The following is a 25,741-nucleotide window of genomic DNA, read 5'->3' as shown; positions in this document are numbered from 1 at the left end:
CCGGACGGCCCGCCCCTGCTGCCGCCCGGACGGGCCGCGGCCGTGGCCCGGGATCTGGCCGAGCGGTTCGCCGCGTCCACGGGCGCTCCGCGCCTGGACGGGGCACGGCTGCTGGCCGAGCGCGCCGCGTTCACCGGCCACGGCCGGCGCGGACGGGTGTCGCCGGGCGGCGCGTGCCGGCTGCTTCCCACCGCGGACGGCTGGGCCGCGGTGTCCTGCGCCCGTCCCGACGACCCGGCGCTCCTCGGCGCGCTCGCTGGTACCGACGTCGGCGACGATCCGTGGCCGGCGGTCGCGTCGTGGCTGCGCGAGCACACCGGCGCCGACCTCGCCGAACGCGCCGGGCTCCTCGGCATCGCCGCCGGACCGGTGCGCACGCCGGCGCCGCCCGCGCGCGTCCCGGTCCCGGCGTCGCCCCGCCCGGTGAAGGACGCGCTGGTCGTCGACTTCAGCGCGCTGTGGGCGGGGCCGCTCTGCGCGCATCTCCTCGGCCTGGCCGGAGCACGCGTCGTCAAGGTCGAGACGCCTACCCGACCGGACGGGGCGCGGTACGGCGACCCCGGCTTCTACCGGCTCCTGCACGCGGGCCACAGCTCCGTCGTGCTGGACCCGGCGATCGATGCGGGCCGCCGGGCGATGGCGGCGCTGGTGGACGCGGCGGACATCGTCATCGAGGCGTCCCGCCCGCGCGCCCTCGCCCGGTTCGGGCTGGACGCGGGCGCCGCGGTCGCCGCCGGGACGACCTGGGTCTCGATCACCGCGAACGGCCGCGCGTCCGAGCGCGTCGGCTTCGGCGACGACGTGGCGGCGGGCGCCGGGCTGGTCTGCCGCGAGCCGGACCTGTCCCCGGTGTTCTGCGGCGACGCCGTCGCCGACCCGCTGACGGGGCTCACCGCGGCCGTGCTGGCGGCCACCGCGCCGCCGGGACGCGGCGTGCTCTGGGACGTGTCGATGACCGGCGTCGTCGCGGCGACCCTCGATCCGGGGCCGCCGGTTCCGAGCGTGCCGGCGGTCCGCCGCGGCGGCGGGTGGGTCGTCGAGACCGGTGCCGGTGCCGTCCCGGTCGCCGTCCCGGTTCGCCGCGAACCGCAGGGCGACGCGCCGGCCACGGGCGCCGACACCGCGGACGTCCTGCGGCGGCTCGGGATTCCCGTCCCATGAGGCCATGGACGCGGCCGTGAGCGGGCTGCTGTTCCGCGACGCCGAGATCGGCGGGCGCAGGCGGACGCACGTCCGCGTCGTGGGCGAGCGGATCTCCGAGGTCGGCCCGCATCTCACTCCGGCGGGTGCGGAGGAGGTGGTCGAGTGCCGCGGCGGCGCGCTGCTTCCGGGGCTGTGGGATCACCACGTGCATCTGCACGCCTTGTGGGCGTGGAGGCGGTCCGTCCCGTGCGGGCCTCCGCAGGTCGAGGGACGGGACGCGCTGGCGGCGGCGCTGCGTGCCGCGCCGCCCGATGAGAACGGGTGGGTGCGCGGCGTCGGCTACACCGAGAGCGTCGCCGGGGACCTGGACGCGGCGCGCCTCGACGCGCTGCGCGCCGATGTGCCGGTCCGGGTCCAGCACCGCAGCGGCGCGCTGTGGATGCTCAACTCCGCCGCGGCGCGCGACGCGGGCTTGGCCGAGGGACGCCACCCCGGTATCGAGCGCGGCCCCGGCGGCGTCCCGACCGGACGGCTCTGGCGCGCCGACGGCTGGCTCCGCACCCGCCTGCCCGCCGGACCGCCCGCCGATCTGAGCACCGTCGGAGCCGAACTCGCGCGGTACGGGATCACCGGCGTCACCGACGCCACGCCCGATCTCACCGCCGACGCGATCGCCGCGTTCGAGGAGGGATCGGTTCCCCAGCGCGTGCATCTGCTCGGCATGCCCCTGGACGCCCCGGCCCCCCGCCATCCGGGGGTGACCACCGGCCCCTACAAGATCGTCCTAGCCGACTCGGGCCTTCCCTCGCTGGACGACCTGACCGGCCGCATCGCGCGCGCCCACGCGTACGGGCGGGCCGTGGCCGTCCACTGCGTCACCCGCGGGGCGCTGCTGCTCCTCCTCGCGGCGCTCGGCGAGACCGGCGTCCGCGACGGCGACCGCGTCGAGCACGCCGCGCTCGTCCCGGCGGAGACCGTCGGCGAACTGGCCCGGCTCGGGCTGCGCGTCGTCACGCAGCCCGGCTTCATCGCCGACCGGGGCGACGACTACCTGCGCGACGTCCCGGCCGGCGACCACGGCGACCTGTACCGCTGCCGCAGGCTGGCCGACGCGGGCGTCCCGGTCGCGCTGTCGAGCGACGCGCCCTACGGGCCGCTCGACCCCTGGGCGGTCATCCGTGCCGCCGTGCACCGCCGGACCCGGTCCGGGGCGGTGGTGGCCGGTGGCGAGGCGATTCCGGCCCGCGCCGCCCTCCGCTCGTACCTGACGCCGCCCGGAGATCCCGGCGGGCGCGTCCGGAGTGTCCGCCCGGGGGCCGCCGCCGACCTGGTCCTGCTCCACGTCCCGCTCGCCGAGGCACTGCGCCGCCCGGACGCGACGGCCGTCCGAGGCACCGTCATCGCCGGCCGCCTCGTCGGAAGCTGACGGCGACCGGGCTCCTCAGCCGCCTTGCTCCTCGGGTCCCCGGGCGGGACGCCAGAACGCGGCCAGCAGCAGGGCGGCGCCGACGCCCCCGGCGAGGGCGGTGACGGCGAGGCCCGTCCACCCGGAGAGGTCGCCGTCGATCCCGGCGGCGCGGTCGAGGGAGACGGCGCCGCCGCCGAGCGCGCCGATCCCGCACGCCACCATGATGATCATGACGACGTACTCGTAGCCCTGGCCGGGCCGGAAGATGAAGAAGCCGTTGCGCAGGTGGGCGGTGATGAGCGCGACCCCCATCGTGCCGACCGCCCCGGCGGCGGCGAGCGGGGTGAGGAGCCCGAGCAGCAGCAGGACGCCGGCGCCGAGTTCCGTGCCGGTCGCCATCAGCGCGTGCAGCCGGCCCGGGCGCAGCCCCATGGACTCGAACCAGCCCGCCGTGCCCTCGATCCTGCCGCCGCCGAACGCGTGGTTCCAGCCGTGCGCGATCAGGGTGCCGCCGATCGACACCCGCAGCACGAGCGAGGCGATGTCGGCGGCGGCCGCGTCTGCTGCCATGCGGGGGATTCCTTTCGTCGGCGCCGCCGCGGAGGGGACGGTCGGCGCTGGGCGGGGGATGCGTTCGTTCAGGGGACGCCTTGTGCTCAGGGGACGATGGTCGCGAACGCCTTGCGCTCCAGGAACTCGTCCAGGCCGGCCACGCCCATCTCGCGGCCGATCCCCGACTGCTTGAAGCCGCCGAAGGGGACGTCCGGCGCGAAGTAGTTGCCGCCGTTGATGCTGAGCGTTCCGGTGCGGATCCGCCGGGCCACGGCGATGGCGCGCGCCTCGCTGGCGCTGTGCACCGCTCCGGAGAGGCCGTAGGCGGAGTTGTTGGCGATGCGGACGGCGTCGTCCTCGTCGTCGTAGGGGATGACGGCGAGGACGGGCCCGAAGACCTCCTCCTGGGCGATCTCGCTGTCGGGATCCACGCCGCTCAGCAGCGTCGGGGTGTAGAAGAACCCCGGATCGACCTTCTCGCCGCCGGTCACCAGCTTCGCGCCTCCCTCCACGGCACGCCGCACCATCCCGTCCACCTTCTCCCGCTGCCGCTCGCTGATCAACGGCCCCATGTAGGTGTTCGCGTCGCGCGGGTCCCCGTAGCGGACGCCGGCGAGCTGGGCGGCGACCCGCTCCACCATCGCGTCGTGCTGCCCGCGCTGCACCAGCAGCCGGGAGGTGATCGCGCATCCCTGGCCGGCGTGCGAGCAGATGGTGAAGGCCGCCGCCATCGCGGTCAGGTCGAGGTCGGCGTCGTCGAGCACGACCATCGCGGACTTGCCGCCGAGTTCGAGGAAGACGCGCTTCACGGTGCCGCTCGCCGCCGCCATGATCTTGCGGCCGGTCGCGGTGGACCCGGTGAAGGTGACGACGTCCACGTCCGGGTGGGTGGTCAGGACCTCGCCGGTGGCCGCCCCGGCGGAGGTGAGGACGTTGACCACGCCGGCCGGGATGTCGGTGTGCTCGGCGATCAGCTCGGCCAGCGCCAGCGTCACCAGCGGCGTGTCCGGCGCCCCCTTGAGCACGACCGTGCACCCGGCGGCCAGCGCGGGCGCCAGCTTGGCCAGGGCGAGCTGGTTGGGGTAGTTGTACGCGGTGATCGCGGCGACGACGCCGGCCGCCTCCTTTTCCACCCAGCGGCGGTTCCGCCGCCCCCTGACCTCGTTCTCGCCGAGGTCCTCGGTGAAGGAGTGCTCGCGCAGGAGCCCCGCGTAGTAGCGGACGATCTCCAGCGGCTCGTCCAGCCCGGCGCCGTGGGTCACGATGCGGGGCGACCCGGTGTCGGCGATCGTCAGCTCCCGCAGCTCCTCCTTGTGCTCGACCAGCGCGTCGTAGAGCTGCTCGAGGCACCGGACACGGAGATCGACGTCGGTGGGCCAGGCGGTGGTGTCGAAGGCGCGGCGGGCCGCGGCGACGGCGGCCTCGGCCTGGGCGGGCGCGGCGTCGGGGGCGTGCCCGATGACCTTCCCGGTGGCCGGGTTGAGCGACGGGTACGTCCGCTCCGCCTCCACCAGCCGCCCGCCGATCAGCAGGCGCCTCGTCCCGTTCGCGTGGGCGGCGGACCCCGCCGCCACCGGTCCCGCGTCGCGCTGGGTTCCCATGCCGTCTCCTCCACGTCGAAAACATCATTCTCTCGGAGAGAGAACGCCTACTTCAACCCTTCGCGGCCAGGCGCCCTGCGGGCGGCCCCGCCGCCGGCAGGGGCCGCCGGACGCCCGCGAACGCCGACGTCCGGATCTACCGGGCATCCCTGGATGAGAGTATTGTTCTCGAAACTGAAAAGTAAGTTCTACCAACTGGGATCGCCCGCCGCCTCAGAGAGGACGACGTCGTGAGCGTGGACGACGAGGCCCGCAAGAAGAACCGCTACGAGTTCGACCGCCACACCCCGGAGTACCGCCGGCAGTTCACCTCGATCACCCGGGAGATGCAGGAGAAGTGCCCGATCGCCTGGTCGGACACCTACGACGGGCACTGGGTGGCCGCCGGCGCCGCGGAGGTGTTCGAGCTCGCCCGGTCCGCCGACAAGCTGTCGAACGACCACGACGTGAAGGGCGAGCGCCGCGGCTACAAGGGCATCACCATCCCGGCGCCGAACCCGGCGCCGCCGGTCCGGGGCGGCTTCCTGGAGATGGACCCGCCCGAGCAGCGCCACTACCGGCAGGCGCTGAACCCCTACCTCTCCCCCGCCGCCGTGAGCCGCTGGATCCCGTTCGTCGACGAGGTGGTGCGCGCCTGCCTGGACGAGCGGTCCGAGAGCGGCACCATCGACTTCGTCGACGACCTGGCCAACATCGTGCCCGCCGTCCTCACCCTGGCGATGCTCGGCGTGCCGGTGAAGCGGTGGGAGCTGTACAGCGAGCCGACGCACGCCGCCGTCTACACGCCGCCGAACTCGCCGGAGATGGCCCGGGTCCGCGAGCAGCAGACCGCCTGCTTCTCCGACCTGTTCCGCGAGATGGGCGCCATCCGGGAGAACCCGCGCCCCGGCATGATCGACGCGCTGCTGCGCGCCGAGATCAACGGCGGGAAGCCGGACGACCTGGAGCTGCTCGGCGTCCTCGCGCTGGTCATCGGCGGCGGCTTCGACACGACGACCGCGCTGACCGCGCACGCGCTGGAATGGCTGTCGGACCACCCGGACGAGCGGGAGCGGCTGTCGCGCGAGCGCGACACCCTGCTGGACCCGGCCACCGAGGAGTTCCTGCGCTACTTCACCCCCGCCCCCGGGGACGCCCGCACGTTCTCCGAGGACTGCGAGATCGCCGGCACGCGCTTCAAGGAGGGCGAGCGCGTCTGGCTGTCCTGGGCCATGGCGAACCGGGACCCGTCGGTGTTCGCCGACCCCGACCGCATCGATCTCGAGCGCTCCGGCAACCGGCACCACGCGTTCGGCCTCGGCATCCACCGGTGCATCGGCTCGAACGTCGCGCGCACCGTGTTCAAGCGCATGGTCGCCCAGGTGCTGGACCGCATGCCCGGCTACCGCTGCGACCCGGAGGGCACCGTCCACTACGAGACCATCGGCGTCATCCAGGGCATGCGCCACCTGCCCGCGACGTTCGAGCCGCACCCGCCGCTCGGCCCCGGCCTGGACGAGACCCTCGGCATCCTGCAGAAGGCCTGCGACGAGCAGCGCCTCGCCGAGCCCGTCACGCGGCGCAAGGCCGCCGCGAAGATCACCCGCTGAGCGCTCCGGAGAGCGGACGGGCCCGGCCGGCGGACCGGGCCCGTCCGCTCGCGGCGGCGGTGCCGTGGCGGGCTCTAGGCGGGCGCCACCACCCCGAACGTCTTGATCTCCAGGAAGTCCTCCAGGCCGGAGACGCCCTTCTCGCGGCCGATGCCCGACTGCTTGAAGCCGCCGAACGGCGTGTCGGAGAAGAAGTAGTTGCCGCCGTTCACGCTGTAGGTCCCGGTGCGGATGCGCCGCGCGATCGCGAGGCACCGCTCGTCGTCGGCGCCGTACACCGCTCCGGAGAGGCCGTAGGCGGAGTTGTTGGCGATGCGGACGGCGTCGTCCTCGCCGTCGTAGGGGATGACCGCCAGAACGGGCCCGAAGACCTCCTCCTGCGCGATCTCGCTGTCGGGATCCACGCCGCTCAGCAAGGTCGGGGTGTAGAAGAACCCGGGATCGACCTTCTCTCCGCCGGTCACGAGCTTGGCGCCCTCGTCCACGGCGCGCCGCACCATCCCGTCCACCTTCTCCCGCTGCCGCTCGCTGATCAGCGGCCCCATGTAGGTCTTCGGGTCGCGCGGGTCGCCGTACGCGACCTTGCCGAGGTAGCGCGCGACCCGCTCGACGACCTCGTCGTGCCGGGCGCGCGGCACCAACAGGCGGGAGTTCAGCGCGCAGGCCTGGCCCGCGTGCAGGCAGATGCCGAACGCGGCGTTCATGGACACGGCGCGCAGGTCGGCGTCGTCCAGCATGATCAGCGCGGACTTGCCGCCCAGCTCGAGGCGGACCCGCTTGATCGTGCCGCCGGCCGCGGACAGGATGCCGCGGCCGGTCGCCGACGAGCCCGTGAAGCTGACGACGTCCACCTCGGGGTGCGTGGTGAGCGCCGCGCCGACCTCGACCCGCGACGAGGTGAGGACGTTGACCACGCCGGCCGGGACGTCGGTGTGCTCGGCGAGCAGCCTGCCCAGCGCCAGCGTCACCAGCGGCGTGTCCGGCGCGCCCTTCAGCACCACCGTGCAGCCCGCCGCCAGCGCGGGCGCCAGCTTCACCAGTGCCAGCTGGACGGGGAAGTTGTACGGGGTGATCGCCGCGACGACCCCGGCGGCCTCCTTCTCCACCCAGCGGTGGTGCCGCTGGCCCTGGTACTCGGCGTAGCCGAGGTCCTCGGTCAGCGGATGGTCGCGCAGCAGGGACGCGTAGTAGCTGACGAGGTCGAGGGGTTCGTCGAGCTGGGCGCCGTGCGTCAGCATGCGCGGCGCGCCCGCCTCGGCGATGAGCAGGTCGCGCAGCTCCTCCTGGTGCTCGACGAGGGCGCGGTGGAACTGCTCCAGGCACCGGACGCGCAGGTCCCGGTCGGTGGCCCAGCCCGTCTCGTCGAACGCCCGGCGGGCCGCCGCCACGGCGCGCCCGGCGTCGGCGACCGTGGCGTCCGGGGCCTCGCCGAGGACCTCGCCGGTCGCGGGGTCGGACGAGCCGAACGTCCGCTCCGCTTCCTCGAGCCGCCCGTCGATGAGCAGCCGGGCCGCTCCGCCGTCCCGGATCGGCATCCCGTTCCCCTCTCCCTGTGGAAATATCATTCTCATCAAACGGTATCTTATGTACCGTCTAGAGAGAAGCTGGTAATACTCCAGCGCCGGCGGCACCCCGCGCCGGCGCACGCGGCACGGGCGAGAAGGGCACGAGTGAAGCAGCGATGAGCGAGGAGAACACGAGCGCGCGGCGCACGGCGGTCGTCACCGGCGGCGGCTCGGGCATCGGGCGGGCCATCGTCCACCGGCTGGCCGAGGATGGCTTCGCCACGGCGGTCCTGGACCTCGACTCGGGCGCCGCCGAGCTGGTCGCCGGGGAGGTGCGGGAGAAGGGCCACGAGGCGTCCGCCTTCGGGGGCGTGGACGTGTCGGACCGCGCGCAGGTGGACGCCGCCGTCCGGCGGATCCGCGACGCGCACGGCCCGGTGAGCGTGCTCGTCAACAACGCGGGGCTGACCGGTTTCAAGAAGTTCCTGCACATCACCGACGAGGTCTGGGACCGGATCATCGCGGTGAACCTCAACGGGCCCTTCTACTGCGCGCAGGCGGTCGTGCCGGACATGGTCGCCGCCGGCTGGGGCCGGATCGTGAACATCTCCTCCTCCAGCGCGCAGTCGGGGCAGCAGTTCATGACGCACTACGTCGCCTCGAAGGCCGGCCTCATCGGCTTCACCAAGGCCCTCGCGCTGGAGCTCGGGCCGGAGGGGATCACCGTCAACACGATCCCGCCCGGCTTCGTCGACACGCCGATGCTCCGCGCGTCGGAGCAGAAGGGGCTGCTCGGCGGCACCGTCGACCAGCACGCCGGCCGCACGCCGGTGGGGCGCCCGGGGCGTCCCGAGGACATCGCCGCCGCGTGCGCCTTCCTGGTGTCGGAGGAGGCGGGCTACATCACCGGCCAGGTGATCGGCGTCAACGGCGGCCGCAACACCTGAACGGACGCGGCCCGCCGCGGGCGGGCCGGCGGGCAGGACTTGATAACATCCTTCTCAGCACTGAGAATCGCGCTGTCAAGGTGGCATGAGGAAAGGACGCCGGTCAGTGAAGGATCTCGAGGCCCTCGACTTCTTCCGCGACGACGCGCTCGTCGCGGACCCCTATCCGTACTTCGAGGCCCTGCGCGGCAAATGCCCCGTCCAGCGCGAGCCGCACCACGGCGTGATGATGGTGACGGGGTACGACGAGGCGCTCCAGGTGTACAACGACACCGACACGTTCTCCTCGTGCGTCTCGGTGACCGGCCCCTTCCCGGGGTTCCCCGTCCCGCTGGAGGGGGACGACGTCAGCGAGCTGATCGAGCGGCACCGCGACGAGTTGCCGCTGAGCGACCAGCTCCCCACGCTCGACCCGCCCCTGCACACCGCGCACCGCGCGCTGCTCATGCGGCTGATCACGCCGAAGCGACTCAAGGAGAACGAGGCGTCCATGTGGCGGCTCGCCGACCGGGTGCTCGACGACTTCCTCGCCGGCGGCGAGGGCGACGCGATCGACGACTTCGCGGGGCCGTTCACCCTGCTGGTCATCGCCGACCTGCTCGGCATGCCCGAGCAGGACCGCGACGAGTTCGCCCGGACGCTGCGGAGCACGTCCGGCGGCGGCATCGGCGGCACCGGCGAGGAGACCCTCGCGCACAGCCCGCTGGAGTTCCTGTACGAGCGCTTCGTCCCCTACATCGAGGACCGCCGCCGCGACCCCCGCGACGACGTGCTCACCGGCCTGGCCACCGCGACGTTCCCCGACGGGTCGGTGCCCGACGTCGAGGACGTGGTCCGGGTCGCCGCGAACGTCTTCGCGGCCGGCCAGGAGACCACCGTCCGGCTGCTCGGCGCGGCGCTCAAGCAGATCGCCGAGGACCCCGCCCTCCAGCGGACGCTGCGCTCCGAGCGGGACCGCATCTCCAACTTCGTCGAGGAGACCCTCCGGGTCGAGAGCCCGATCAAGGGCGACTTCAGGCTGGCCCGCGTGCCGACCACGGTCGGCGGCGTCGACATTCCCGCGGGCACGATCCTCATGCTGGTGAACGCGGCCGCGAACCGGGACCCGCGCCACTTCGACGACCCGGCGGCGTTCGACCCCGCCCGCAAGAACGCCCGCCGGCACATCGCGTTCGGGCGCGGCGCCCACACCTGCCCCGGCGCGCCCCTCGCCCGCGCCGAGGCGCGCGTCGGCATCGAGCGGCTCCTCGACCGGACGGCCGACATCCGGATCTCCGAACGCCGGCACGGCCCGGCGGGCGACCGCCGCTTCCGGTACGTCCCGACCCACATCCTGCGGGGCCTGACGCATCTGACCCTGGAGTTCACCCCGGCCGGGGACGAGGCCCGATGAAGATCACGATCGATGAGGACCGCTGCCGCGGGCACGGGATCTGCTGCACGCTCTGCCCCGAGGTCTTCGACCTCAACGACGACGGGTTCTCCGAGGTGCTGACGCCGGACGTCCCGGCCGAGCACCGGGCGGCGGTGCGCGTCGCCATCGCGCAATGCCCCGAGAGGGCGATCGCCGAGGCATGACGCGCTGGGCCGGGCGCCCAGCACGGGACCGCCCGGCCCGATCGCCGTTCCGGCGGCCGTGCCACGGCCGTGTCAGGGGCCGCCGGTCTCCAGCACGGCGTCCAGCGCGCCGATGGCGCCGTCCAGGGCGCCGAGGTCGCCGCCGAGCTCGGCCGCGACCGACCGCACGACGTCGACGTCCTTGGCGAGGAACCCGCTCACCGCCTGCGCGAACGCCGCGACGGAGCCCCTGCCGGCGATCCCCGCCAGTGCCCGGCTCGCGCTGCTCGCGTGCGGCAGCGCGCCGAGGAGCGCGGCCTCGTCCAGCCCCAGCCGGCCGCCGAGCCGGACGGCCTCGGCGATCAGCCCGATCTGCGCGGCGAACAGGGCGTTGTTCACCAGCTTCACGCTCTGCCCGGCCCCCAGCGGCCCGGCATGGATCACCGGGTCGCCGTAGGCGCGCAGCGCGGGCCGCGCCTTCGCCACGTCGCCGGCGTCCCCGCCCGCGAACAGGGTGAGCCGACCGGCCGCGATGTCGTGCGGGCCGCCGCTGACCGGGCAGTCGACGACCCCGACGCCGCCGGGCGCGGCACGGTCGGCGACGGCCCTGGCCGTCCCGGGGCTGCCGGTGGTGTGCAGGACGGCGACGGACCCTTCCGGCATCCGGGCGATCAGGTCGCCGCGGAGGCAGACGTCCCGGACCTGGTCGTCGTCGAAGACGCACACGATCACGGCGTCCGCGCCCTCCGCGGCGTCGGCGGCGCGGGCGACGGCCCGCGCCCCCGTTCCTTCGAGCGCGGTGCGCGCCTCCGCCGAGCGTCCCAGCACGCGGACCTCGTGGCCCGCGCCGACGAGCCGTTCCACCATGGGGCGTCCCATCCGCCCTGCGCCGACGAACCCGATGCGCATGCCTGCCTCCTCGCCGCTCCCCGGCCCCGCCGATCGCCGCGGCCGGCCACGGGCGACATTGACCGTCTCCAGTTGAGAGATTAGCATTCTCTAAACAGAGAATTGGAGTCTCGCATGGGCATCGCACCCCCCGGCCGGCGGTCCTCGTGAAGCACCGCGTGGTCCAGTGGGCCACCGGGAACATCGGCACCCGCGCCCTCCACGGCGTCATCGAGCATCCGGACCTGGACCTGGCGGGCGTGTACGTCCACTCGCCGGGCAAGGCCGGGAAGGACGCCGGCGAGCTGTGCGGCCTCGCCCCCACCGGAGTCGCCGCCACGCACGACGCCGCCGAGATCGCCGCGCTCGGCGCCGACTGCGTGCTCTACATGCCGCGCGCCCTCGACGTCGGCGAGGTGTGCCGGCTGCTGGAGTCGGGCGCCAACGTCGTCACCACGCGCGGCGAGTTCCACCACCCCGGCAGCGTCCCGCCCGAGGTCCGCGAGCGGGTGGAGGCCGCCTGCGAGCGCGGCGGCACCTCGGTCCACAGCACCGGGAGCAGCCCCGGCTTCATCAGCGAGGCCGTCCCGCTGACGCTCGCGTCCATCCAGCGGCGCCTCGACGCCCTGACGATCAGCGAGTACGCGGACCTCTCCCGGCGCGACTCGCCCGGCCTGCTGTTCGACGTGATGGGCTTCGGCAAGCCGCCCGCGGCGTTCGACGAGCGGCGGCTGTCCCATGGACGGGTCAGCTTCGGCCCTTCACTGCGGCTGGTCGCCGACGCGCTGTCGATGCCCCTCGATTCGCTGGAGGCGGACGGGGAGGTCGCCACCGCCCGGCGCACCGTCCGCATCGCCGCCGGCGAGCTGGAGGCGGGCACGGTCGCCGCGCAGCGGATCACGGTCTCCGGCGTCCGCGGCGGCCGGGCGGTGCTGCGCTTCCGCGCCGTCTGGTACTGCACCACCGACCTGGACCCGGCCTGGGACGTCCGCGCGACGGGCTGGCACGTCGCGGTCGACGGCGACGCCCCGCTCGACATCGACATGCGGTTCCCCGTGCCCATCGAGCGGATGGCGGCCGTGTCCCCCGCCTACACCGCCAACCGGGCCGTGAACGCGGTGCCCGCCGTCTGCGCGGCGGCGCCGGGGATCCGCACGACGGTCGACCTGCCGCACATCCTCGCCGTCCTCGGCTGACCCGGCGTCACGCGCCGACCGGCTCGTCCCGGCGGAAGAACTCGGTCGTCCCCGAAGCGTCGGCGGGGACGGCCGCGGCCGCCATCGCCTGGGCCTTGAAGGCGCGCGCGGCGACGCTGAGCCGGTGCGGCAGCCACTCCCCCTCGCCCGCGGGGCCCGCCGCCTCCTCCCACGGACCGGTGCCGTCCCAGAGCGTGATCTCCACCGTCTCGTCCCGGGCCCTCGTCACCATCCGCCGGACCCGCGGGTCCGATCCGTACAGGCCGCCGCAGACCGCGATGGCCCGCGGGCGGGGGCCCCGGACGGGCGAGGAGAGGGCGCAGTGCAGGTCGGCGGGGCGGGCGCCGAGGATGCGCAGCGGGCGGGGGTCGGCGTGGTCGGCGGTGAGGACGGTGACGTCCCACCCGGCCGCGACGCGGTCGAACAGCCAGCCGCCCGCGCAGCGGACCGCGTCGGCCATGCTCGGCGCGACGACGAGGAGGCGGCTTCTCAGGGTGAGCCGGGCGGTGCGGCGAGCTGCCGGGCGAGCGAGTCGGTGTACTCCCTGAAGACCTCGGTCAGCGGAATCGAAGGGTCGAGCAGCCATGATGCCTCTATCCCGTTGAGAAAGGCGGCGATCTCCACGGCCTTGACGGCCGGATCCAGGTCGGTGCGGTACCGGCCGGAGCGCTGGCCTCGCCTGATGGTCTCGGCGATGGTCTCCACCGCGGCCCGGTGCCGGCCGAGGAACCGGTCGTGCAGCGGGGCGGCGGGGTCCAGGTTCTCCATCTGGAGGACCGCGAACATCCCGATCAGGTCCGGGGTCTCCTCGAAGCGCCGGGGGACCTGGCGCAACTGCGCGACGATGTCGTCCGACGTCCGGTCGGCCCTGGCGTCGTCGTGGGCGTCCCGGACGTCGAGCGCCGCGTTCAGCAGGTGCTCCTTGGACTCGAAGTGGTGCAGCAGGCCCGCGGGGCTGACCCCGGCCTCCCGGGCGATCTGGCCGAGCGTGATGCCGCGCCATCCGTAGGTGCGCAGCAGCCGCTGCGCCACCGCCAGGATGAGCTGCCTGCGGTCCTCGCCCTTGGCGAGGAGCGCGGCGTACGGCCGCTGATCGGTCACCGGACCCCCTCCGCAAAACCTACTGAAGGTACATTAGGTTGGTTGGCCGCGTGTGACAAGGGTCACTCATCGGTAACCTGCGGGCCCGCCGCGCCGCCTCCCCGCCCTCGCTCTCCCGCCCGCCGGACGGGCTACTCGCCCGTCCAGACGGGGGGCCTGCGCTCGGCGAACGCGCGGGCGCCCTCCGCCGCGTCGGCGCTGCCGAAGACCTTCCCGATCTCCTCGGGCTCGGCCCACCGCCGCTCGCGCATCAGCCGCTTGGTCATGGCCACCCCGAGCGGGCCGTTCGCGGCGATCCGGGCGGCCAGCGCCAGCGCCTCCGCCCGCACCCGGTCCGCCGGGACGACCCGGTTCACCAGCCCGATCTCACGGGCGCGGGCGGCGGTGACCGGGTCGCCGGTCAGGCCCATCTCCAGGGCGACGGCCATCGGCACCCGGCCGGACAGCGTCGTCCCGCCGCCCGCCGCGAACAGGCCCCGCTTCACCTCGGCGAGCCCGAGCTCGGCCCCCTCGGCGGCGACGACCAGGTCGCAGGCCAGCAGCAGCTCGAAGCCGCCGGCGAGCGCGGGGCCGTTCAGCGCCGCGACGACCGGGGTGGCGACGCCCTCGCGGAAGAACCAGACCAGGCCGGTGAAGTCGCCGCCCGCCGTGAAGGCCTTCAGGTCGAGGCCGGCGCAGAAGACCGGCCCCGCGCCCGTCAGGACGATCGCCCGCACGTCCCGGTCGGCGTCGGCGGCGCGCAGCACCGCCGACAGCTCGTCCATCAGCGCGGGGTTGAGGGCGTTGCGGACCTCCGGCCGGTTCAGCGTCACCACCAGGACGCCGCCGTCGCGCTCGGTCAGGACGAGATCGCTCATTCCGCCGCCGCCGTCGCCGCGCGCGCCCGGGACCGGTACGCCTCCAGCTTCTCCTCCGGCGCGATCAGCCGGGTGCTGCGGGACTGGATGGAGACGTCGTGGCCTTCGGCGGCCTTGCGCAGCGCGCCGACGGTGGCCTGCTCGCGCGGGACGTGCGCGAACGGGTCGAAGTTGTACCAGCGCATCGCGTTCTGGTGGGTCATCTTGTTGATGTCGTCGTCGGGCACGTCGCAGCGCTGGAGCACGTCGTGGAGTTCTTCGGGGGCGCCGGGCCACATCGAGTCGCTGTGCGGGTAGTCGGCCTCCCAGCAGATGTTGTCGATGCCGATGTCGTGCCGCAGCCGCACCCCGAGCGGGTCGCTGATGAAGCAGGTCAGGAAGTGCTCGCGGAACACCTCGCTGGGCAGCTTGCCGCCGAAGTCCTGCAGCGTCCAGGTGGCGTGCATCTCGAACGTCCGGTCGACCCGCTCCATGAAGTAGGGGATCCAGCCGGTGCCGCCCTCCGACAACGCGATCTTGATGTCGGGGTACTCCTTGATGACGCGGGACCACAGCAGGTCGGCGGCGGCCTGCACGATGTTCATCGGCTGCAGCGTGATCATCACGTCCGGCGGGGAGTCCACCGCCGGGATCGACAGGCGCCCCGAGGAGCCGATGTGCACGTTGAGGATGGTGCCGGTGTCGACCAGGGCCTGCCACAGCGGGTCCCAATGGTCGCTGTGGAAGCTGGGGTAGCCCATCGCGGCCGGGTTCTCGCTGAAGGTCAGCGAATGGCAGCCCTTGGCCGCCACCCGGCGGACCTCGTCGGCGCACAGCTGCGGGTCCCAGATCACCGGCAGCGCCATCGGAATGAACCGCCCCGGATGCGCCCCGCACCACTCATCGATGTGCCAGTCGTTGTAGGCCCGCACCAGCGCGAGGGAGAAGTCGGAGTCCTCGGTGGCGAACAACCGCGCCGCGAACCCGGGGAACGACGGGAAGTTCATCGACGCCAGGATCCCGCCCGCGTTCATGTCCTTGACCCGCTCGTTCACGTCGTAACAGCCGGGCCGGATCTCGTCCAGGCCCTGCGGTTCGAGGCCGTACTCCTCCTTCGGGCGGCCGGCGACGGCGTTGAGCGCGGCGTTCGGGATGACGGTGTCGCGGAACTTCCAGACGTCGCTGCCGTCCTCGCGGTGGACGAGCTGTGGCGCGTCGTCCTGGTACTTCTTCGGCAGGTGGTTCACGAACATGTCGGGCGGTTCGATGATGTGGTCGTCGACGCTGATGAGGATCATGTCGTCGCGCTTCATGGCGTTCCCTTCAGTCGGAGGCGGGCAGGGGCTTGGCCGTCTTGAGGGTCATCGGGACGCCCCCGCAGGTGAGCTCGCCCGTTCCGGAGCGGGTGCACAGCAGTTCGAGGGTCCCGGCCGCGTCCACGTAGCGCTTGCCGATGAGCGTCGCCGCCTCGCCTCCCCCGGGCTTCGCCGGCGCGGCGTCCCCCTGGGAGGAGGCGGGCACCATCGGGCTCCCGCCGCAGGCGATCTCCGGCGCGCCCCCGGCGGGGGCGCGCACGACGATCACGCGCGTGTCGCAGACGGTGCTGGCGAGCTGGTCACCGGTGCGCGGTGCCGGTGCGTTCATTTGCGGGCGTCCCTTTCGAGCAGGCGGTCGGCGAGCTGGGCGATGTCGTAGGACTGCCGGGCCATCCAGAAGCGCAGGAACCCGGTCAGCGAGTAGCGCAGGAACAGCGCGGACCCGGCGACGGCGGCGGTGACCCCGCCGAGGCCGAGCGTGATGGCGTCCCGCTGCACGAGCGGGTCGCGGGTGCCGTGCGAGAGCGCGTAGGCCGCCACGGCGAGCGCCGCGCCGGCGACCATCAGCAGCGCGCCGAGGCGCAGCCACAGCGGGGCCCGCCCGGCGGCCGGGTCGGGGATCTTCAGCTCCGCCAGCTCCTGGGCGAAGCGGTCCGCGCGCGTCCGCGCGGCGGGCGCGTCCGCGTTCGCGCCGGGCCGTTCCTCCTCGCGGCTCGGCTCGGTCGACGTCGTCTCGGTCGGGCTCATGTGGGACTCCCCAGGTAGAGGGCGGAAAGTTCGGCGCGCAGCCCGTCGTCGGGGCGGCCCCGCCGTTCGATCCGGCCGCGCACCAGCACGGCCGCGTGGTCGGCGATCCCGAACACGGCGGAGGCGAACTGCTCGACGACCAGCACGGCCACCCCCTGCCGGGCGATCTCGGCGACCTGCTCGTACAGCCGGCCGACGACCAGCGGCGCCAGCCCCATGGACAGCTCGTCCAGCAGCAGCACGGCGGGGTCGGTGGCGAGGCCGCGGGCGAGGGCGAGCATCTGCTGCTCGCCGCCCGACAGGGTCCCGGCGGTCTGCGAGGCGCGCTTGGCGAGGACGGGGAACCGCGAGAACGCGACCTCCTCGATCTCCGCGCGGGTGCGGCCCGTGAAGGTCATCATCAGCAGGTTGTCGCGCACCGACAGGTTGGGGAACACGCCCCGTCCCTCGGGGATCAGGCAGACCCCGGCGCGGGCCAGGTCGCGCGGGCGGGCCCCGGTCACGTCCCGGCCGCCGAGCAGCAGCCGCCCCGACTCGGCCGGATGGACGCCCGCCGCGACGCGCAGCGTGGTGGTCTTGCCGGCCCCGTTCGGGCCGAGCAGCGCCACCACCTCCCCCGCGGCCACGCGCAGGCCGACCCCGTGCAGCACGGTGATCCGCCCGTGGGCGGCGCGCACGTCCCGCAGCTCGAACAGAGCGCTCATGGTTCCCCCAGGTAGGCGGCCAGGACGGTCTCGTCGTTGCGGATCACCTCGGGCGGCCCGGCCGCGATGACCTTCCCGAGGTCGAGCACGTGCACCTCGTCGCACACGCTCATGACCAGCCCCATGTCGTGCTCCACCAGGACGACGGCGGTCCCGTCCCGGGCGAGCGACCGCAGCAGCGCCGCGAACCGCTCGGTCTCGGCGGCGTCCTGCCCGGCCGCGGGCTCGTCCAGCAGCAGCAGCGCGGGCCGTACGGCCAGCGCGCGCCCCACCTCGACCAGGCGGGCGACGCCGGTGGGCAGCGCGTCGGCCGGCTGGTCGGCGACCCCGGCCAGCCCGAGCCGGTCGACGACCTCGTCGACCGCGCGGGCGGCGCGGCGCCGCTCGGGTCCCAGCTCCGCGGCGACCAGCAGGTTGTCGCGGACGCTGAGCCGGCCGAACAGCTCCAGCCGCTGGAACGTCCGCGCGAGCCCGCGCCGGGCGCGCCGCGCCGGGCCCATCCGGGTGACGTCCCGGCCGTCGAGCAGGACGCGTCCCGACGAGGGACGGCGCAGCCCGGACACCACGTCGAACAGGGTGCTCTTGCCCGCGCCGTTCGGCCCGATCAGGCCGGTGACGCGGCCCCGTTCGGCGGCGATGCCGACGCCGTCCAGCGCGCGGTTCCCGCCGTAGGCGACCGTCACGCCCTCAACCTCGAGCGATGCCACGGGCCAGCACCTCCCCGTCCTCGGCGCGCCAGGGGCGCCGCACGCCCCACCACTCGACGGGGACCTCCGGCTCGGCCGGCGCGTTCCGCCGCGCCGCCGCCCAGGCGCGCAGCGCCGACGCCACGGCCGCCAGCCCCACGAGCAGGACCCAGCCGTTGACCGCGTCCGCGATCCGCAGCGCCCACGCCAGCGCGACGGCGGCGAGCAGGGCGGGCAGGACGAGCCGGTCCCGCGCGACCGGCTCCCATTCGCGCCGGAGCCGGACGACGATGCCGTCGGGGCTCTGCCCGAGGCCCATGCCGGCGAGCGCGGGCAGGATCGCGACGAGGTTCTGGGTCCAGGACGCCAGGCCGAGCAGGATGTTCGGCCCGATGTACGCCGTCCCGGCGAACAGCCCGTTGCCGACGCGGCCGAGACCGCCGATCACCGCGATCAGGAAGATCGGCAGCCCCGCCACCAGGCCGAACTGGTCGGCCGTGATCGTGCGCAGCTGCATGCCGTAGAGCGCGCCGCCGAGCCCGGCGATCCCGGCCGCCAGCGCGAACACCGCCACCCGGGCGACCAGCAGGTTGCCGCCCAGGGTGGCGTAGGCGGCCTCGCTGTCGCGCAGCGCGATCAGCCGCCGCCCGAACCGGCCGCGGCGCAGCGCCGCCACGCCGAGCGAGACCAGGGCGAGGCAGACCGCGGAGAACACCATCAGCCCGCGCTCGCCGTCCAGCCGGAGGCCGAACAGCGACGGGCCGGACACCTCCAGCGACCCCTGCTCGAACAGCGAGATCCGCACCCCCAGCACGTCGAAGGACGGCAGGGTGAAGATCCACCGGTCGAGGACGACCGTGAAGGCCGCCGTGCCGAGCGCCAGGTACACCCCGGACAGCCGCAGCGCGGGCAGCGCGATCACCGCGCCGGCCAGCGCCGCGACCAGCACGGCGACGAGCAGCGCCCACGGCTGCCCGTCCGCGCCGAGGTGCGCCCAGACGACCGCGCCGATCCCCGCCATGCTGAGCTGGCACAGCGAGATCTGCCCCGCGTACCCGGCCAGCGGCACGTACGACAGCGCGACCATGCCGAGCGGCAGCAGCGGCCCGAGGGTGATGAGGTCCTTGCCCTGCAGCACGGTCGCCATCGCCACGCCAGCCACGACGACCGACGCGGCGAACACCAGGGCCCCGCGCATCGACGGCAGCGGCACCGGCGCGAGCCGCCGGTCCCGGCCGCGCAGCCGGCGGTGCGGGAACAGCAGCAGCGCCGCGAACAGCAGCAGGGCGGGTGCGGCAAGCCGCAGCCCGGGCAGGTAAGCGTTCTGCGGCAGGTAGCCGGTCAGGTAGCTCTCCATGCAGCCGACGACGACCGCGCCGAGGAAGGTCAGCGGCAGGCTCCGCAGCCGTCCGAAGATCGCCGCGGTGTAGGCGCTGACGATGAGCAGCGAGAGCTGCTGGGCGTCCAGCGCGACCGACGGCGCGATGAGGATGCCGCCGACCGCGGCGAGCTGCGTGCCGAGGACCCAGGCCACCCGGTTCGCGCGCAGCGGGTCGGCGCCGGTGAGCCCGGCCAGTGCCCGGTCGTCCACGGTGGCGCGCATCTCCGCGCCGGTCCGGGTCCGGTTCAGCAGCGCCCACAGGCCCGCCGCGACCGCCACCGCGACGACCATGGTGATCGCCTGGTGCCACGTGATCGTGACCGGGCCCGCGCGGAACGGCGTCCGATCGGCGAAGAACGTCGGCAGCGGCCGCGCGACGTTCGGGTCCCAGATCCACCGGGCGCCGGCGATGAGGCCGCTGAGCAGCGCGACCATCATCACCATCCGCTCCGCCTCGCCCAGGTGCTGGACGGGGCGCAGCAGGACCCGTTCGACCAGCAGCCCGAAGCCGGGGGCGAGCACGAGCAGCACCACGGCCAGCGCGAGCGGGACGGGCCAGCCCCAGCCGACGGTGAGCTGCCAGTAGCAGAACGCGGCCAGCATCCCCGCGGCGCCGTGGGCGAAGTTGAACACGCCGGTCGTGACGTACGTGAGCACGAGTCCGCTGCTGATGACCGCGTAGATGGCGGCGGTGCTCAGCCCGACGATCCCGAAGGCGAGGAACTGCTCCATTACTTCAGGTCGTTCATGCTCTTGCCGGCATCGGCGAGCGTCATCGGCTTACCGTAGGTGCCGGTGTACTTGTACTTGGCCTCGCCGCAGCGGTAGGGGCCGTTGTTGGGCTTGAAGTCGGCGGGCTTCCAGCCGTCCGGGGTGGCCTTCTCGGCGTTGAAGCAGTCCAGCGGCGCGTCGCTCTTGGAGAGGTCGAGCGGGGCCTGGAGCCCGCCGGCGGTCCACGCGGTCTCCTTCCGGGCGGCGTCGTAGAGGCACTTGCGCGTGAGGTCGTCCCCGCAGGTGGCCGCCGACTTAGCGAACAGCAGCCATGCCGAGAAGCTGCGCATTCCGACGCTCGTGAGGTCCGAGGCGGACGCGTACTTCGCGTACAGCTCCTGGATCTTCTTGGTCGCCGGGTTGTCCGACGCGGTCTCGAGCGGGTGCAGGCCGCTGAGGTCGGCGTAGTTGTTCTGGAACTTCAGGGACGGGCCCGCCAGCTTGATGAACTGGGGAAGGTAGGCGTTGTTGTTCGCGTCGATCCAGTCGAGCTTGTAGTTGATGCTCGTGAGGATCTGCTCGAGCTTGGAGAGGCTCGTCCAGTCGCCGTAGAAGACGAGGCCCTTGACGCCCTTGCTCTTGATGGACTGGGCGTAGGGGGTCCAGTCCGAGACGCCCTGCGCCGGGTAGAGGTCGTTGTAGGCGACGTTCCCGCCCAGCGACTTGAGGGACTCCTGCGCCTGGGCGGCGCCGACCTTGGTGACCGGGGAGTCGCCCGCGATGATGCCGACGGATCCCTTGGACCCGGGGTAGGCCTCCTTCATCAGCCACCCCCAGTAGCCCTGGTAGCGGGCGTAGGACGCGCCGCCGGTCTGGGAGAACTGCAGGTCCGACCCGCTGTTCGGGACCATGACGACCTGGGCCGGGAAGTCGGGCAGCAGGCAGGAGAGCCGGTCCTTGGTGCCGAGGCCGTCGAGCGCCGCGCTGCCGCCGGCGAGCGCGAAGTCCTGCTTGCAGGACTCCAGCATCCGCTGCCGGACCTCCATCATCTTGGTGTCCCGGATGTGCGGGACGATCTTGCGGCCCTTGATGCCGCCCAGGTCGTTGCACCACGAGGTGAACACCTTCGCGGAGTTCAGCAGCTCCGGGTTCTTGGTGAACCCGACGTCGCTGAAGACGCCGACGTCGATCGAATCCTTGGTGACGCCCTGGGCGGGCGCCTTCGTCGGACTGCCGGGCCCGCACACGTCCTTCAGGTCGCCGAAGTCGGCCGAGACGGCCTGCTTCGGCGCCCCCGCCCCGCTCGGCTCCTCCTTGTCGCCGCCGCTGCGGCCGCAACCGGCCGCCAGCAGGGCGACCGCCGCGAGGGCGGCGACGGGCGTCAGCGTTTTCACAGGCTTCCTCCTCGGTGATGTCCCCCGAGCGTCTTGGCGGAGTGGGTGAGCGCCGACCCTCTGGCGTCCTCTTGCTGCAAGGAAACTAGCTTCTCCTATGACGAGAATCAAGGATTCATATTCGCTCAACCCAATGATCAGAGCCTGGTCGGGCGGGCTCACGCCGCCGTCCGCCCGGTTCCGCGCCGCCCGGAGAGCGCCGGAGACCGCCCCGCCGGCGCCCCGCGGCACCGCCCGGCACTGTTGACCGCAGGCTCGCGATCATGCGAACCTACGGTCAAGCTGCGAGAATCTGATTCTCGACAACGAGAGGGAGAGTCCATGCGCGTGCCGCCGCTGCCGGGCGACCAGTGGAGCGACCAGGAGCGCGCGGCACTGGCCGTCCTGCTGCCCGAACACCGCCTCAACCCGCGCGGCGCCGGGAACGCCCTGGCCACGCTCGTGCGCCACCCGCGGCTGGTGCGGAGGTTCCTCCCCTTCAGCGGGTACATGATGATGCGCTCGACGCTCCCCGCCCGGCTCCGCGAACTCGCGGTCCTGCGGGTCGCGCGGCTGCGCGACTGCGTCTACGAGTGGACCGAGCACGTGAAGCTCGGCGAACTGGTGGGGCTGTCCGAGGAGGAGATCGAGGCGGCCGGGCGCGGCGAGGCCGCCGGCGAGCTGGACGCCGCGGTCCTGCGCGCGGTCGACGAGCTCGAACGCGACTACACCATCTCCGACGGGACCTGGGCCGCGCTCGGCGAGCACCTCGACGAGCGGCAACTCATCGACCTGGTGTTCACGGTCGGCACCTACGGCATGCTCGCGAGCGCCTTCAACACCTTAGGGGTCGAGCCCGACGAGCCCGGCCTGCCCAGCGAGTTCGAGCGGCCGGGCGGGGGCGGCTGAGCCGCCGCGCCCGGCGGCCCGCTCACCCGCGCCCCGCGTCCGGGACGTCTCAAGCGTCCGGGTCCGCGGGGACGATCAGGACCTTGCCGGCCGAGCTGCGCCCCGCGACGGCGGCGAGCGCGCCGGCCGCGTCCTCCAGCGGGTACACGGCGTGGATGTGCGGCTTCAGCTCGCCGGTCAGGAAGAGCCGGGCCAGCTCGGCGCGGCCGCGCACGAGCGCGTCCCGCTCGTGCCCGGCCCAGCCGCCGAACTCGAAGCCGCGCACGCTGATCCCTTTGAGCATCACCAGGTTGAGCGGTATGCGCGGGATCTCGCCGCCCGCGAACCCGACCGTCACGTAGCGGCCGCCCCAGCGCAGCGCGCGGAGTGCGGGCTCGGCGTGGTCGCCGCCGACCGGGTCGAGCACCACGTCGGCGCCGCCCGCGTCGGCCAGCCGCCGCTTGAGGTCGTCGTAGGGCAGGGCGATGTCGGCGCCCTCCGCCAGGCACAGGCCGCGTTTCCGCTCGGACGACGCGACCGCGATGACGCGCGCGCCGAGCAGCCGTCCCAGCTGGACGGCGGCCAGGCCGACGCCGCCGGCGGCGCCCAGAACGGCCAGCGTCTCCCCCGCGCGCAGCTCGGCGACGAGCGTGAGCGCGTGGTAGGCGGTGGCGTAGGAGACGCCGGACGCCGCCGCAGCGCGCAGGTCGGCGCCGGGCGGCAGCGCGGTCAGGCTGGTCGCGGGCACCACCACGCGCTGGGCGAAGGCGCCCACGAACACCGAGCCGGACACGGCGTCGCCGGGGGCGAACCCCTCGACGTCCGGCCCGACCTCGGTGATCCGCCCCGCGAACTCGCTGCCGGGCGTGAACGGGACCGGGGCGGCGACCTGGTAGGCGCCCTGGACGACGAGGATGTCGGCGAAGTTCACCGCGGCGGCCCGCACCTCGACGACGACCTGGCCGGGGCCGGCGACCGGCTCGGGGATCTCGTGCACCGCCAGGTCGTCCAGGGAACCGTGCGCGGTGCAGCGCAAGGCTTTCACGGCGAAGAGAATAGCATTCTCGAAAATCTATAGTAAGCCTCTCGCAAACCTTGGCGGTCCGAGCGGTGAGACTGCAGGCACGGTCCCGGAATCGTGCAGTAAGGTTCTTGACATGGCACAGAAGACGGATCCGCCCGCGAGCGCACCGGCCGAGGAACCGGCCTGGAAGCAGCGCGCGGTCGAGCGCTCCACCAAGGCCGCCAAGCTCCGCGCCGAGCAGCGGGTGGAGCGCTTCCTCGACGCGGCGCAGGCGATCATCACGGAGAAGAACACCACCGACTTCACCGTGCAGGAGGTCGTGGACCGCTCGCGGCAGTCGCTGCGCAGCTTCTACCAGCACTTCGACGGCAAGCACGAGCTGCTCCTCGCCCTGTTCGAGGACGCGCTGCGCCGGTCGGCCGACCAGATCCGGGCCGCCGCGGCCGGGCAGGCCGACCCGCTGGCCCGCCTCAGGGTCGCGGTCGAGCTGCTGTTCGAGCTCTCCCGCCCGGACCCGGCCGCGCAGCGCCCGCTGTTCACCGACTTCGCCCCGCAGCTGCTGATCTCCCACCCGGCCGAGGTGAAGATCGCGCACGCGCCGCTGCTGGCCCTGTTCACCGAGCTGATGACGGAGGCGGAGGCCGCCGGGCAGCTGCGCGCGGAGGTCGCGCCGCGGCGGGCCGCCGCCCTGGTGATGCAGACGGTGATGTTCGTCGCCCAGTCGAACGGGGTCTCCGAGGACGAGAACGCCCACCCGCTCGAGGCCGGCGAGGTGTGGGACTTCTGCGCACTGGGAGTCTCCCGCGACTGAACCCGAGAATCCTATTCTCAGATTCAGAGAGCCTTACTATAGTCGAGGCATGCCCGATCTCTGGAGCGATCTCCTGGCGTGCCTCGACCTCACCGCGCCGCCTCCGGCCCGGCCCGCCGGCGCCGAAGGCGCGCCCGTCGTGTTCGAGGGGCGCAACCAGCGGCTCGGCTACCACCGCCTGTTCGGCGGCCAGCTCCTCGCCCAGTTCGCCCGGGCGGCGGCGCTGGCCTGCCCCGGCAAGGGCGTCAAGTCGCTGCACGCGCTGTTCCCGCGCGAGGGGCGCACCGACGAGCCCGTCCGCTACGAGGTGGAGCGCCACCGCGAGGGCGGCACGTTCGCGGTCCTGACGGTCAAGGCGCTCCAAGAGGCCGGCGTCATCGCCACCGCATCGGTGTCCCTGCACGCCGCCGAGGACGGGCCCGACCACCAGACGGTCGCGAAGGTGCCGCCCGTCCTCGGGCCCGAGCACCGGGTGGACATCGGCCTGCTCCCCTGGGAGACCCGCGCGTCCGCCGACCTGGACTCGGCCGCCTCGGGACCGCCCGAACTCGACCTGTGGATGCGGATCCCCGAGACCGACCCGGACCACGCGCCCGCCCTCGCCGCCTACGCGACGGACCTCAGCCTGATCGGGACGGCGCTGCGGCCCGTCGAGGGCGTCGGGCAGCGGGACGCCGGCACGGCGTTCACCTCCGCCGTCACCTCTCACACGCTCTGGTTCCACCGCCCGTTCCGCACCGGCGGCTGGCTCCTCCTCCGCCAGCACAGCCCGCTCCTCGCGCACGGCCGCTGCTTCGGCAGGGGCGACGTCCTCACCGAGGACGGCACCCTCGTCGCCTCCTACGCGCAGGAGGCGCTGCTGCGCTTCCGCGGCTGATCCGCCGTCAGCCCGCCCGCCCGGGAGGAAGGCCGACGAGCTCCCGGGCGGCGGCGTACGGGTCGCGGCGGCCGGCGGCGACGTCGGCCGCCAGGTCCGTGAGGGCCGGGTGGGCGCGCAGGCGGCTCTGCGCCAGGGAGAGGATCTGGGCGCGGGCGCGCTCCGCCCGGCGGGCCGGATCGTCCGCCCGGGCGTGCGCCTCGACCGCCTCGACGAGCCGCGGCAGCCCCTCCCCCTTCGTCGCGACGAGGGTCAGGACCGGGGCGGCGGTCTCGGCGCGTAGGTCCCGGACGGTCCGTTCCGCGCCGTCGCGGTCGGCCTTGTTGACGACCAGGACGTCCGCGACCTCCAGCAGGCCGGCCTTCGCGGCCTGCACGGCGTCGCCCGCGCCGGGGGCGAGCACCACCACGACCGGGTCGGCGACGGCGGCGACCTCGATCTCCGACTGCCCGACGCCGACCGTCTCCACGATGACCGGGTCGTAGCCGAGCGCGGCCAGCACCCGGACCGCCGCGGGCACGGCCGTCGCCAGCCCGCCGAGATGCCCGCGGGCCGCCACCGAGCGGATGAGCACGCCGGGGTCGGCGGCGTGCGCGGACATCCGGATCCGGTCGCCGAGCAGCGCGCCGCCGCTGAACGGCGAGGACGGGTCGACGGCGAGCACCGCCACGCGGCGCCCGCCGTCCCGGTACGCGCCGACGAGCGCGGCGACCGTCGTCGACTTGCCGGCGCCGGGCGGTCCCGTCACGCCGACGACCCGCGCGGCGGCCGGCCCGAGGGCGTCGAGGACCTCCTCGCGGCGCGCGCCCTCGACCAGGGTGAGCAGCCGCCCGGCGGCCCGGACCGAACCGCCGCGCGCCTCGGCGACCAGCTCGGGGACGTTCACCGCGCTCCCGCTCG

At 73.9% G+C, this 25,741-nt stretch carries 26 protein-coding genes; 10 read left to right on the top strand and 16 right to left on the bottom strand.

The features are described 5' to 3' along the window. Positions 1-1,161 (top strand): CoA transferase (locus F9B16_RS21580; protein ID WP_151541912.1); only part of this gene is annotated, 1,161 nt, incomplete at its 5' end. A gap of 4 nt (positions 1,162-1,165) precedes the next feature. Then, positions 1,166-2,569, top strand: coding sequence for an amidohydrolase family protein (locus F9B16_RS21575; protein WP_151541911.1), 1,404 nt, complete (start codon positions 1,166-1,168; stop codon positions 2,567-2,569). 15 nt (positions 2,570-2,584) lie between these two features. On the opposite strand, the gene F9B16_RS21570 is transcribed toward F9B16_RS21575, so the two are convergent. Together F9B16_RS21570 and F9B16_RS21565 are read right to left on the bottom strand one after the other, a co-directional pair. Next, complete coding sequence (locus F9B16_RS21570) at positions 2,585-3,121, bottom strand: DoxX family protein (RefSeq protein ID WP_151541910.1); 537 nt, start codon at positions 3,119-3,121, stop codon at positions 2,585-2,587. An 86-nt stretch (positions 3,122-3,207) separates the two neighbouring features. Then, positions 3,208-4,704, bottom strand: coding sequence for an aldehyde dehydrogenase family protein (locus F9B16_RS21565; RefSeq protein ID WP_151541909.1), 1,497 nt, complete (start codon positions 4,702-4,704; stop codon positions 3,208-3,210). 230 nt (positions 4,705-4,934) lie between these two features. Between F9B16_RS21565 and F9B16_RS21560 the strand changes: the two genes are divergently transcribed. Further along, the gene (locus F9B16_RS21560; protein ID WP_225991830.1) at positions 4,935-6,293 is read left to right on the top strand and encodes a cytochrome P450; all 1,359 of its coding nucleotides are present in this window, start codon (positions 4,935-4,937) and stop codon (positions 6,291-6,293) included. Between the two features lie 74 nt (positions 6,294-6,367). Here F9B16_RS21560 and F9B16_RS21555 read toward each other — a convergent pair whose 3' ends face one another. Then, positions 6,368-7,828 carry an aldehyde dehydrogenase family protein gene (locus F9B16_RS21555; protein ID WP_225991829.1) on the bottom strand — a complete coding sequence of 487 codons (1,461 nt, stop codon included), beginning with the start codon at positions 7,826-7,828 and terminating at the stop codon, positions 6,368-6,370. 146 nt (positions 7,829-7,974) lie between these two features. Here F9B16_RS21555 and F9B16_RS21550 point away from each other — a divergent pair, with 146 nt between their 5' ends. From F9B16_RS21550 to F9B16_RS21540, 3 genes are all read left to right on the top strand, one after another. Further along, positions 7,975-8,745: an SDR family NAD(P)-dependent oxidoreductase gene (locus F9B16_RS21550; RefSeq protein ID WP_151541906.1), complete on the top strand. Its 771-nt coding sequence runs from the start codon at positions 7,975-7,977 to the stop codon at positions 8,743-8,745. 106 nt (positions 8,746-8,851) lie between these two features. Continuing rightward, the gene (locus F9B16_RS21545; protein WP_225991828.1) at positions 8,852-10,138 is read left to right on the top strand and encodes a cytochrome P450; all 1,287 of its coding nucleotides are present in this window, start codon (positions 8,852-8,854) and stop codon (positions 10,136-10,138) included. Continuing rightward, positions 10,135-10,323 carry a ferredoxin gene (locus F9B16_RS21540; RefSeq protein WP_151541904.1) on the top strand — a complete coding sequence of 63 codons (189 nt, stop codon included), beginning with the start codon at positions 10,135-10,137 and terminating at the stop codon, positions 10,321-10,323. The genes F9B16_RS21545 and F9B16_RS21540 overlap by 4 nt, the downstream gene beginning before the upstream one ends. 72 nt (positions 10,324-10,395) lie before the next feature. Here F9B16_RS21540 and F9B16_RS21535 read toward each other — a convergent pair whose 3' ends face one another. Next, positions 10,396-11,298: an NAD(P)-dependent oxidoreductase gene (locus tag F9B16_RS21535; protein WP_151541903.1), complete on the bottom strand. Its 903-nt coding sequence runs from the start codon at positions 11,296-11,298 to the stop codon at positions 10,396-10,398. A gap of 59 nt (positions 11,299-11,357) precedes the next feature. Here F9B16_RS21535 and F9B16_RS21530 point away from each other — a divergent pair, with 59 nt between their 5' ends. Then, complete coding sequence (locus tag F9B16_RS21530; RefSeq protein ID WP_225991827.1) at positions 11,358-12,386, top strand: NAD(P)H-dependent amine dehydrogenase family protein; 1,029 nt, start codon at positions 11,358-11,360, stop codon at positions 12,384-12,386. 7 nt (positions 12,387-12,393) lie between these two features. Here the strand turns inward: F9B16_RS21530 and F9B16_RS21525 are convergent, their stop codons facing one another. The 10 genes from F9B16_RS21525 to F9B16_RS21480 all read right to left on the bottom strand — a co-directional run bounded on the left by F9B16_RS21525 (position 12,394) and on the right by F9B16_RS21480 (position 21,262). After that, a complete protein-coding gene (locus F9B16_RS21525; RefSeq protein WP_151541901.1) occupies positions 12,394-12,846 on the bottom strand; it encodes a hypothetical protein in 453 nt (150 codons plus the stop codon). A 29-nt stretch (positions 12,847-12,875) separates the two neighbouring features. Beyond that, positions 12,876-13,487, bottom strand: coding sequence for a TetR/AcrR family transcriptional regulator (locus F9B16_RS21520; RefSeq protein ID WP_151541900.1), 612 nt, complete (start codon positions 13,485-13,487; stop codon positions 12,876-12,878). A gap of 131 nt (positions 13,488-13,618) precedes the next feature. Next, the gene (locus F9B16_RS21515; protein ID WP_151541899.1) at positions 13,619-14,344 is read right to left on the bottom strand and encodes an enoyl-CoA hydratase-related protein; all 726 of its coding nucleotides are present in this window, start codon (positions 14,342-14,344) and stop codon (positions 13,619-13,621) included. Further along, the gene (locus tag F9B16_RS21510; RefSeq protein ID WP_151541898.1) at positions 14,341-15,636 is read right to left on the bottom strand and encodes an amidohydrolase family protein; all 1,296 of its coding nucleotides are present in this window, start codon (positions 15,634-15,636) and stop codon (positions 14,341-14,343) included. The genes F9B16_RS21515 and F9B16_RS21510 overlap by 4 nt, the downstream gene beginning before the upstream one ends. Before the next feature lie 10 nt (positions 15,637-15,646). Then, on the bottom strand, positions 15,647-15,967 hold the full coding sequence (locus F9B16_RS21505) for a hypothetical protein (protein WP_151541897.1): 321 nt from the start codon (positions 15,965-15,967) through the stop codon (positions 15,647-15,649). Beyond that, complete coding sequence (locus F9B16_RS21500) at positions 15,964-16,386, bottom strand: hypothetical protein (protein WP_225991826.1); 423 nt, start codon at positions 16,384-16,386, stop codon at positions 15,964-15,966. Before F9B16_RS21500 ends, F9B16_RS21505 begins: the two co-directional genes overlap by 4 nt. Next, positions 16,383-17,090 (bottom strand): ABC transporter ATP-binding protein, encoded by a 708-nt coding sequence (locus tag F9B16_RS21495; protein ID WP_151541896.1) that lies wholly within the window; start codon positions 17,088-17,090, stop codon positions 16,383-16,385. Before F9B16_RS21495 ends, F9B16_RS21500 begins: the two co-directional genes overlap by 4 nt. Next, entirely contained in the window at positions 17,087-17,797 is a 711-nt protein-coding gene (locus tag F9B16_RS21490; RefSeq protein WP_151541895.1) for an ABC transporter ATP-binding protein, read from the bottom strand. The genes F9B16_RS21495 and F9B16_RS21490 overlap by 4 nt, the downstream gene beginning before the upstream one ends. Further along, positions 17,778-19,889: a branched-chain amino acid ABC transporter permease gene (locus F9B16_RS21485; protein WP_151541894.1), complete on the bottom strand. Its 2,112-nt coding sequence runs from the start codon at positions 19,887-19,889 to the stop codon at positions 17,778-17,780. Before F9B16_RS21485 ends, F9B16_RS21490 begins: the two co-directional genes overlap by 20 nt. After that, positions 19,889-21,262, bottom strand: coding sequence for an ABC transporter substrate-binding protein (locus F9B16_RS21480; protein ID WP_151541893.1), 1,374 nt, complete (start codon positions 21,260-21,262; stop codon positions 19,889-19,891). Before F9B16_RS21480 ends, F9B16_RS21485 begins: the two co-directional genes overlap by 1 nt. A 321-nt stretch (positions 21,263-21,583) precedes the next feature. Between F9B16_RS21480 and F9B16_RS21475 the strand changes: the two genes are divergently transcribed. Next, a complete protein-coding gene (locus tag F9B16_RS21475) occupies positions 21,584-22,150 on the top strand; it encodes a carboxymuconolactone decarboxylase family protein (protein ID WP_151541892.1) in 567 nt (188 codons plus the stop codon). Between the two features lie 49 nt (positions 22,151-22,199). On the opposite strand, the gene F9B16_RS21470 is transcribed toward F9B16_RS21475, so the two are convergent. Next, on the bottom strand, positions 22,200-23,174 hold the full coding sequence (locus tag F9B16_RS21470) for an NADPH:quinone oxidoreductase family protein (protein WP_151541891.1): 975 nt from the start codon (positions 23,172-23,174) through the stop codon (positions 22,200-22,202). Positions 23,175-23,286: 112 nt separating this feature from the next. Here F9B16_RS21470 and F9B16_RS21465 point away from each other — a divergent pair, with 112 nt between their 5' ends. Together F9B16_RS21465 and F9B16_RS21460 are read left to right on the top strand one after the other, a co-directional pair. After that, complete coding sequence (locus F9B16_RS21465) at positions 23,287-23,964, top strand: TetR/AcrR family transcriptional regulator (RefSeq protein WP_151541890.1); 678 nt, start codon at positions 23,287-23,289, stop codon at positions 23,962-23,964. A gap of 49 nt (positions 23,965-24,013) precedes the next feature. Continuing rightward, positions 24,014-24,841, top strand: coding sequence for an acyl-CoA thioesterase (locus F9B16_RS21460; RefSeq protein ID WP_151541889.1), 828 nt, complete (start codon positions 24,014-24,016; stop codon positions 24,839-24,841). A gap of 7 nt (positions 24,842-24,848) precedes the next feature. On the opposite strand, the gene meaB is transcribed toward F9B16_RS21460, so the two are convergent. After that, positions 24,849-25,727: a methylmalonyl Co-A mutase-associated GTPase MeaB gene (gene meaB, locus F9B16_RS21455; protein ID WP_151541888.1), complete on the bottom strand. Its 879-nt coding sequence runs from the start codon at positions 25,725-25,727 to the stop codon at positions 24,849-24,851. Between the last annotated feature and the right edge of the window lie 14 nt (positions 25,728-25,741).

This window comes from Actinomadura montaniterrae (assembly GCF_008923365.1).
GTDB classification, from domain to species: domain Bacteria; phylum Actinomycetota; class Actinomycetes; order Streptosporangiales; family Streptosporangiaceae; genus Spirillospora; species Spirillospora montaniterrae.
Note: the sequence above shows the minus strand (reverse complement) of the source record. Positions and strands in the feature narration are given on the sequence as shown.

What these genes read in the sequence shown, in the direction of transcription:
- F9B16_RS21555 (WP_225991829.1), bottom strand. Translation starts at nt 7,828, where the DNA reads ATGCCGATCCGGGACGGCGGAGCGGCCCGGCTGCTCATCGACGGGCGG.
- F9B16_RS21500 (WP_225991826.1), bottom strand. Translation starts at nt 16,386, where the DNA reads ATGAGCCCGACCGAGACGACGTCGACCGAGCCGAGCCGCGAGGAGGAA.
- F9B16_RS21550 (WP_151541906.1), top strand. Translation starts at nt 7,975, where the DNA reads ATGAGCGAGGAGAACACGAGCGCGCGGCGCACGGCGGTCGTCACCGGC.
- F9B16_RS21475 (WP_151541892.1), top strand. Translation starts at nt 21,584, where the DNA reads ATGCGCGTGCCGCCGCTGCCGGGCGACCAGTGGAGCGACCAGGAGCGC.
- F9B16_RS21485 (WP_151541894.1), bottom strand. Translation starts at nt 19,889, where the DNA reads ATGGAGCAGTTCCTCGCCTTCGGGATCGTCGGGCTGAGCACCGCCGCC.
- F9B16_RS21535 (WP_151541903.1), bottom strand. Translation starts at nt 11,298, where the DNA reads ATGCTAATCTCTCAACTGGAGACGGTCAATGTCGCCCGTGGCCGGCCG.
- F9B16_RS21540 (WP_151541904.1), top strand. Translation starts at nt 10,135, where the DNA reads ATGAAGATCACGATCGATGAGGACCGCTGCCGCGGGCACGGGATCTGC.
- F9B16_RS21505 (WP_151541897.1), bottom strand. Translation starts at nt 15,967, where the DNA reads ATGAACGCACCGGCACCGCGCACCGGTGACCAGCTCGCCAGCACCGTC.
- F9B16_RS21465 (WP_151541890.1), top strand. Translation starts at nt 23,287, where the DNA reads ATGGCACAGAAGACGGATCCGCCCGCGAGCGCACCGGCCGAGGAACCG.
- F9B16_RS21495 (WP_151541896.1), bottom strand. Translation starts at nt 17,090, where the DNA reads ATGAGCGCTCTGTTCGAGCTGCGGGACGTGCGCGCCGCCCACGGGCGG.
- F9B16_RS21575 (WP_151541911.1), top strand. Translation starts at nt 1,166, where the DNA reads ATGGACGCGGCCGTGAGCGGGCTGCTGTTCCGCGACGCCGAGATCGGC.
- F9B16_RS21525 (WP_151541901.1), bottom strand. Translation starts at nt 12,846, where the DNA reads ATGGCCGACGCGGTCCGCTGCGCGGGCGGCTGGCTGTTCGACCGCGTC.
- F9B16_RS21510 (WP_151541898.1), bottom strand. Translation starts at nt 15,636, where the DNA reads ATGAAGCGCGACGACATGATCCTCATCAGCGTCGACGACCACATCATC.
- F9B16_RS21570 (WP_151541910.1), bottom strand. Translation starts at nt 3,121, where the DNA reads ATGGCAGCAGACGCGGCCGCCGCCGACATCGCCTCGCTCGTGCTGCGG.
- F9B16_RS21565 (WP_151541909.1), bottom strand. Translation starts at nt 4,704, where the DNA reads ATGGGAACCCAGCGCGACGCGGGACCGGTGGCGGCGGGGTCCGCCGCC.
- F9B16_RS21515 (WP_151541899.1), bottom strand. Translation starts at nt 14,344, where the DNA reads ATGAGCGATCTCGTCCTGACCGAGCGCGACGGCGGCGTCCTGGTGGTG.
- F9B16_RS21460 (WP_151541889.1), top strand. Translation starts at nt 24,014, where the DNA reads ATGCCCGATCTCTGGAGCGATCTCCTGGCGTGCCTCGACCTCACCGCG.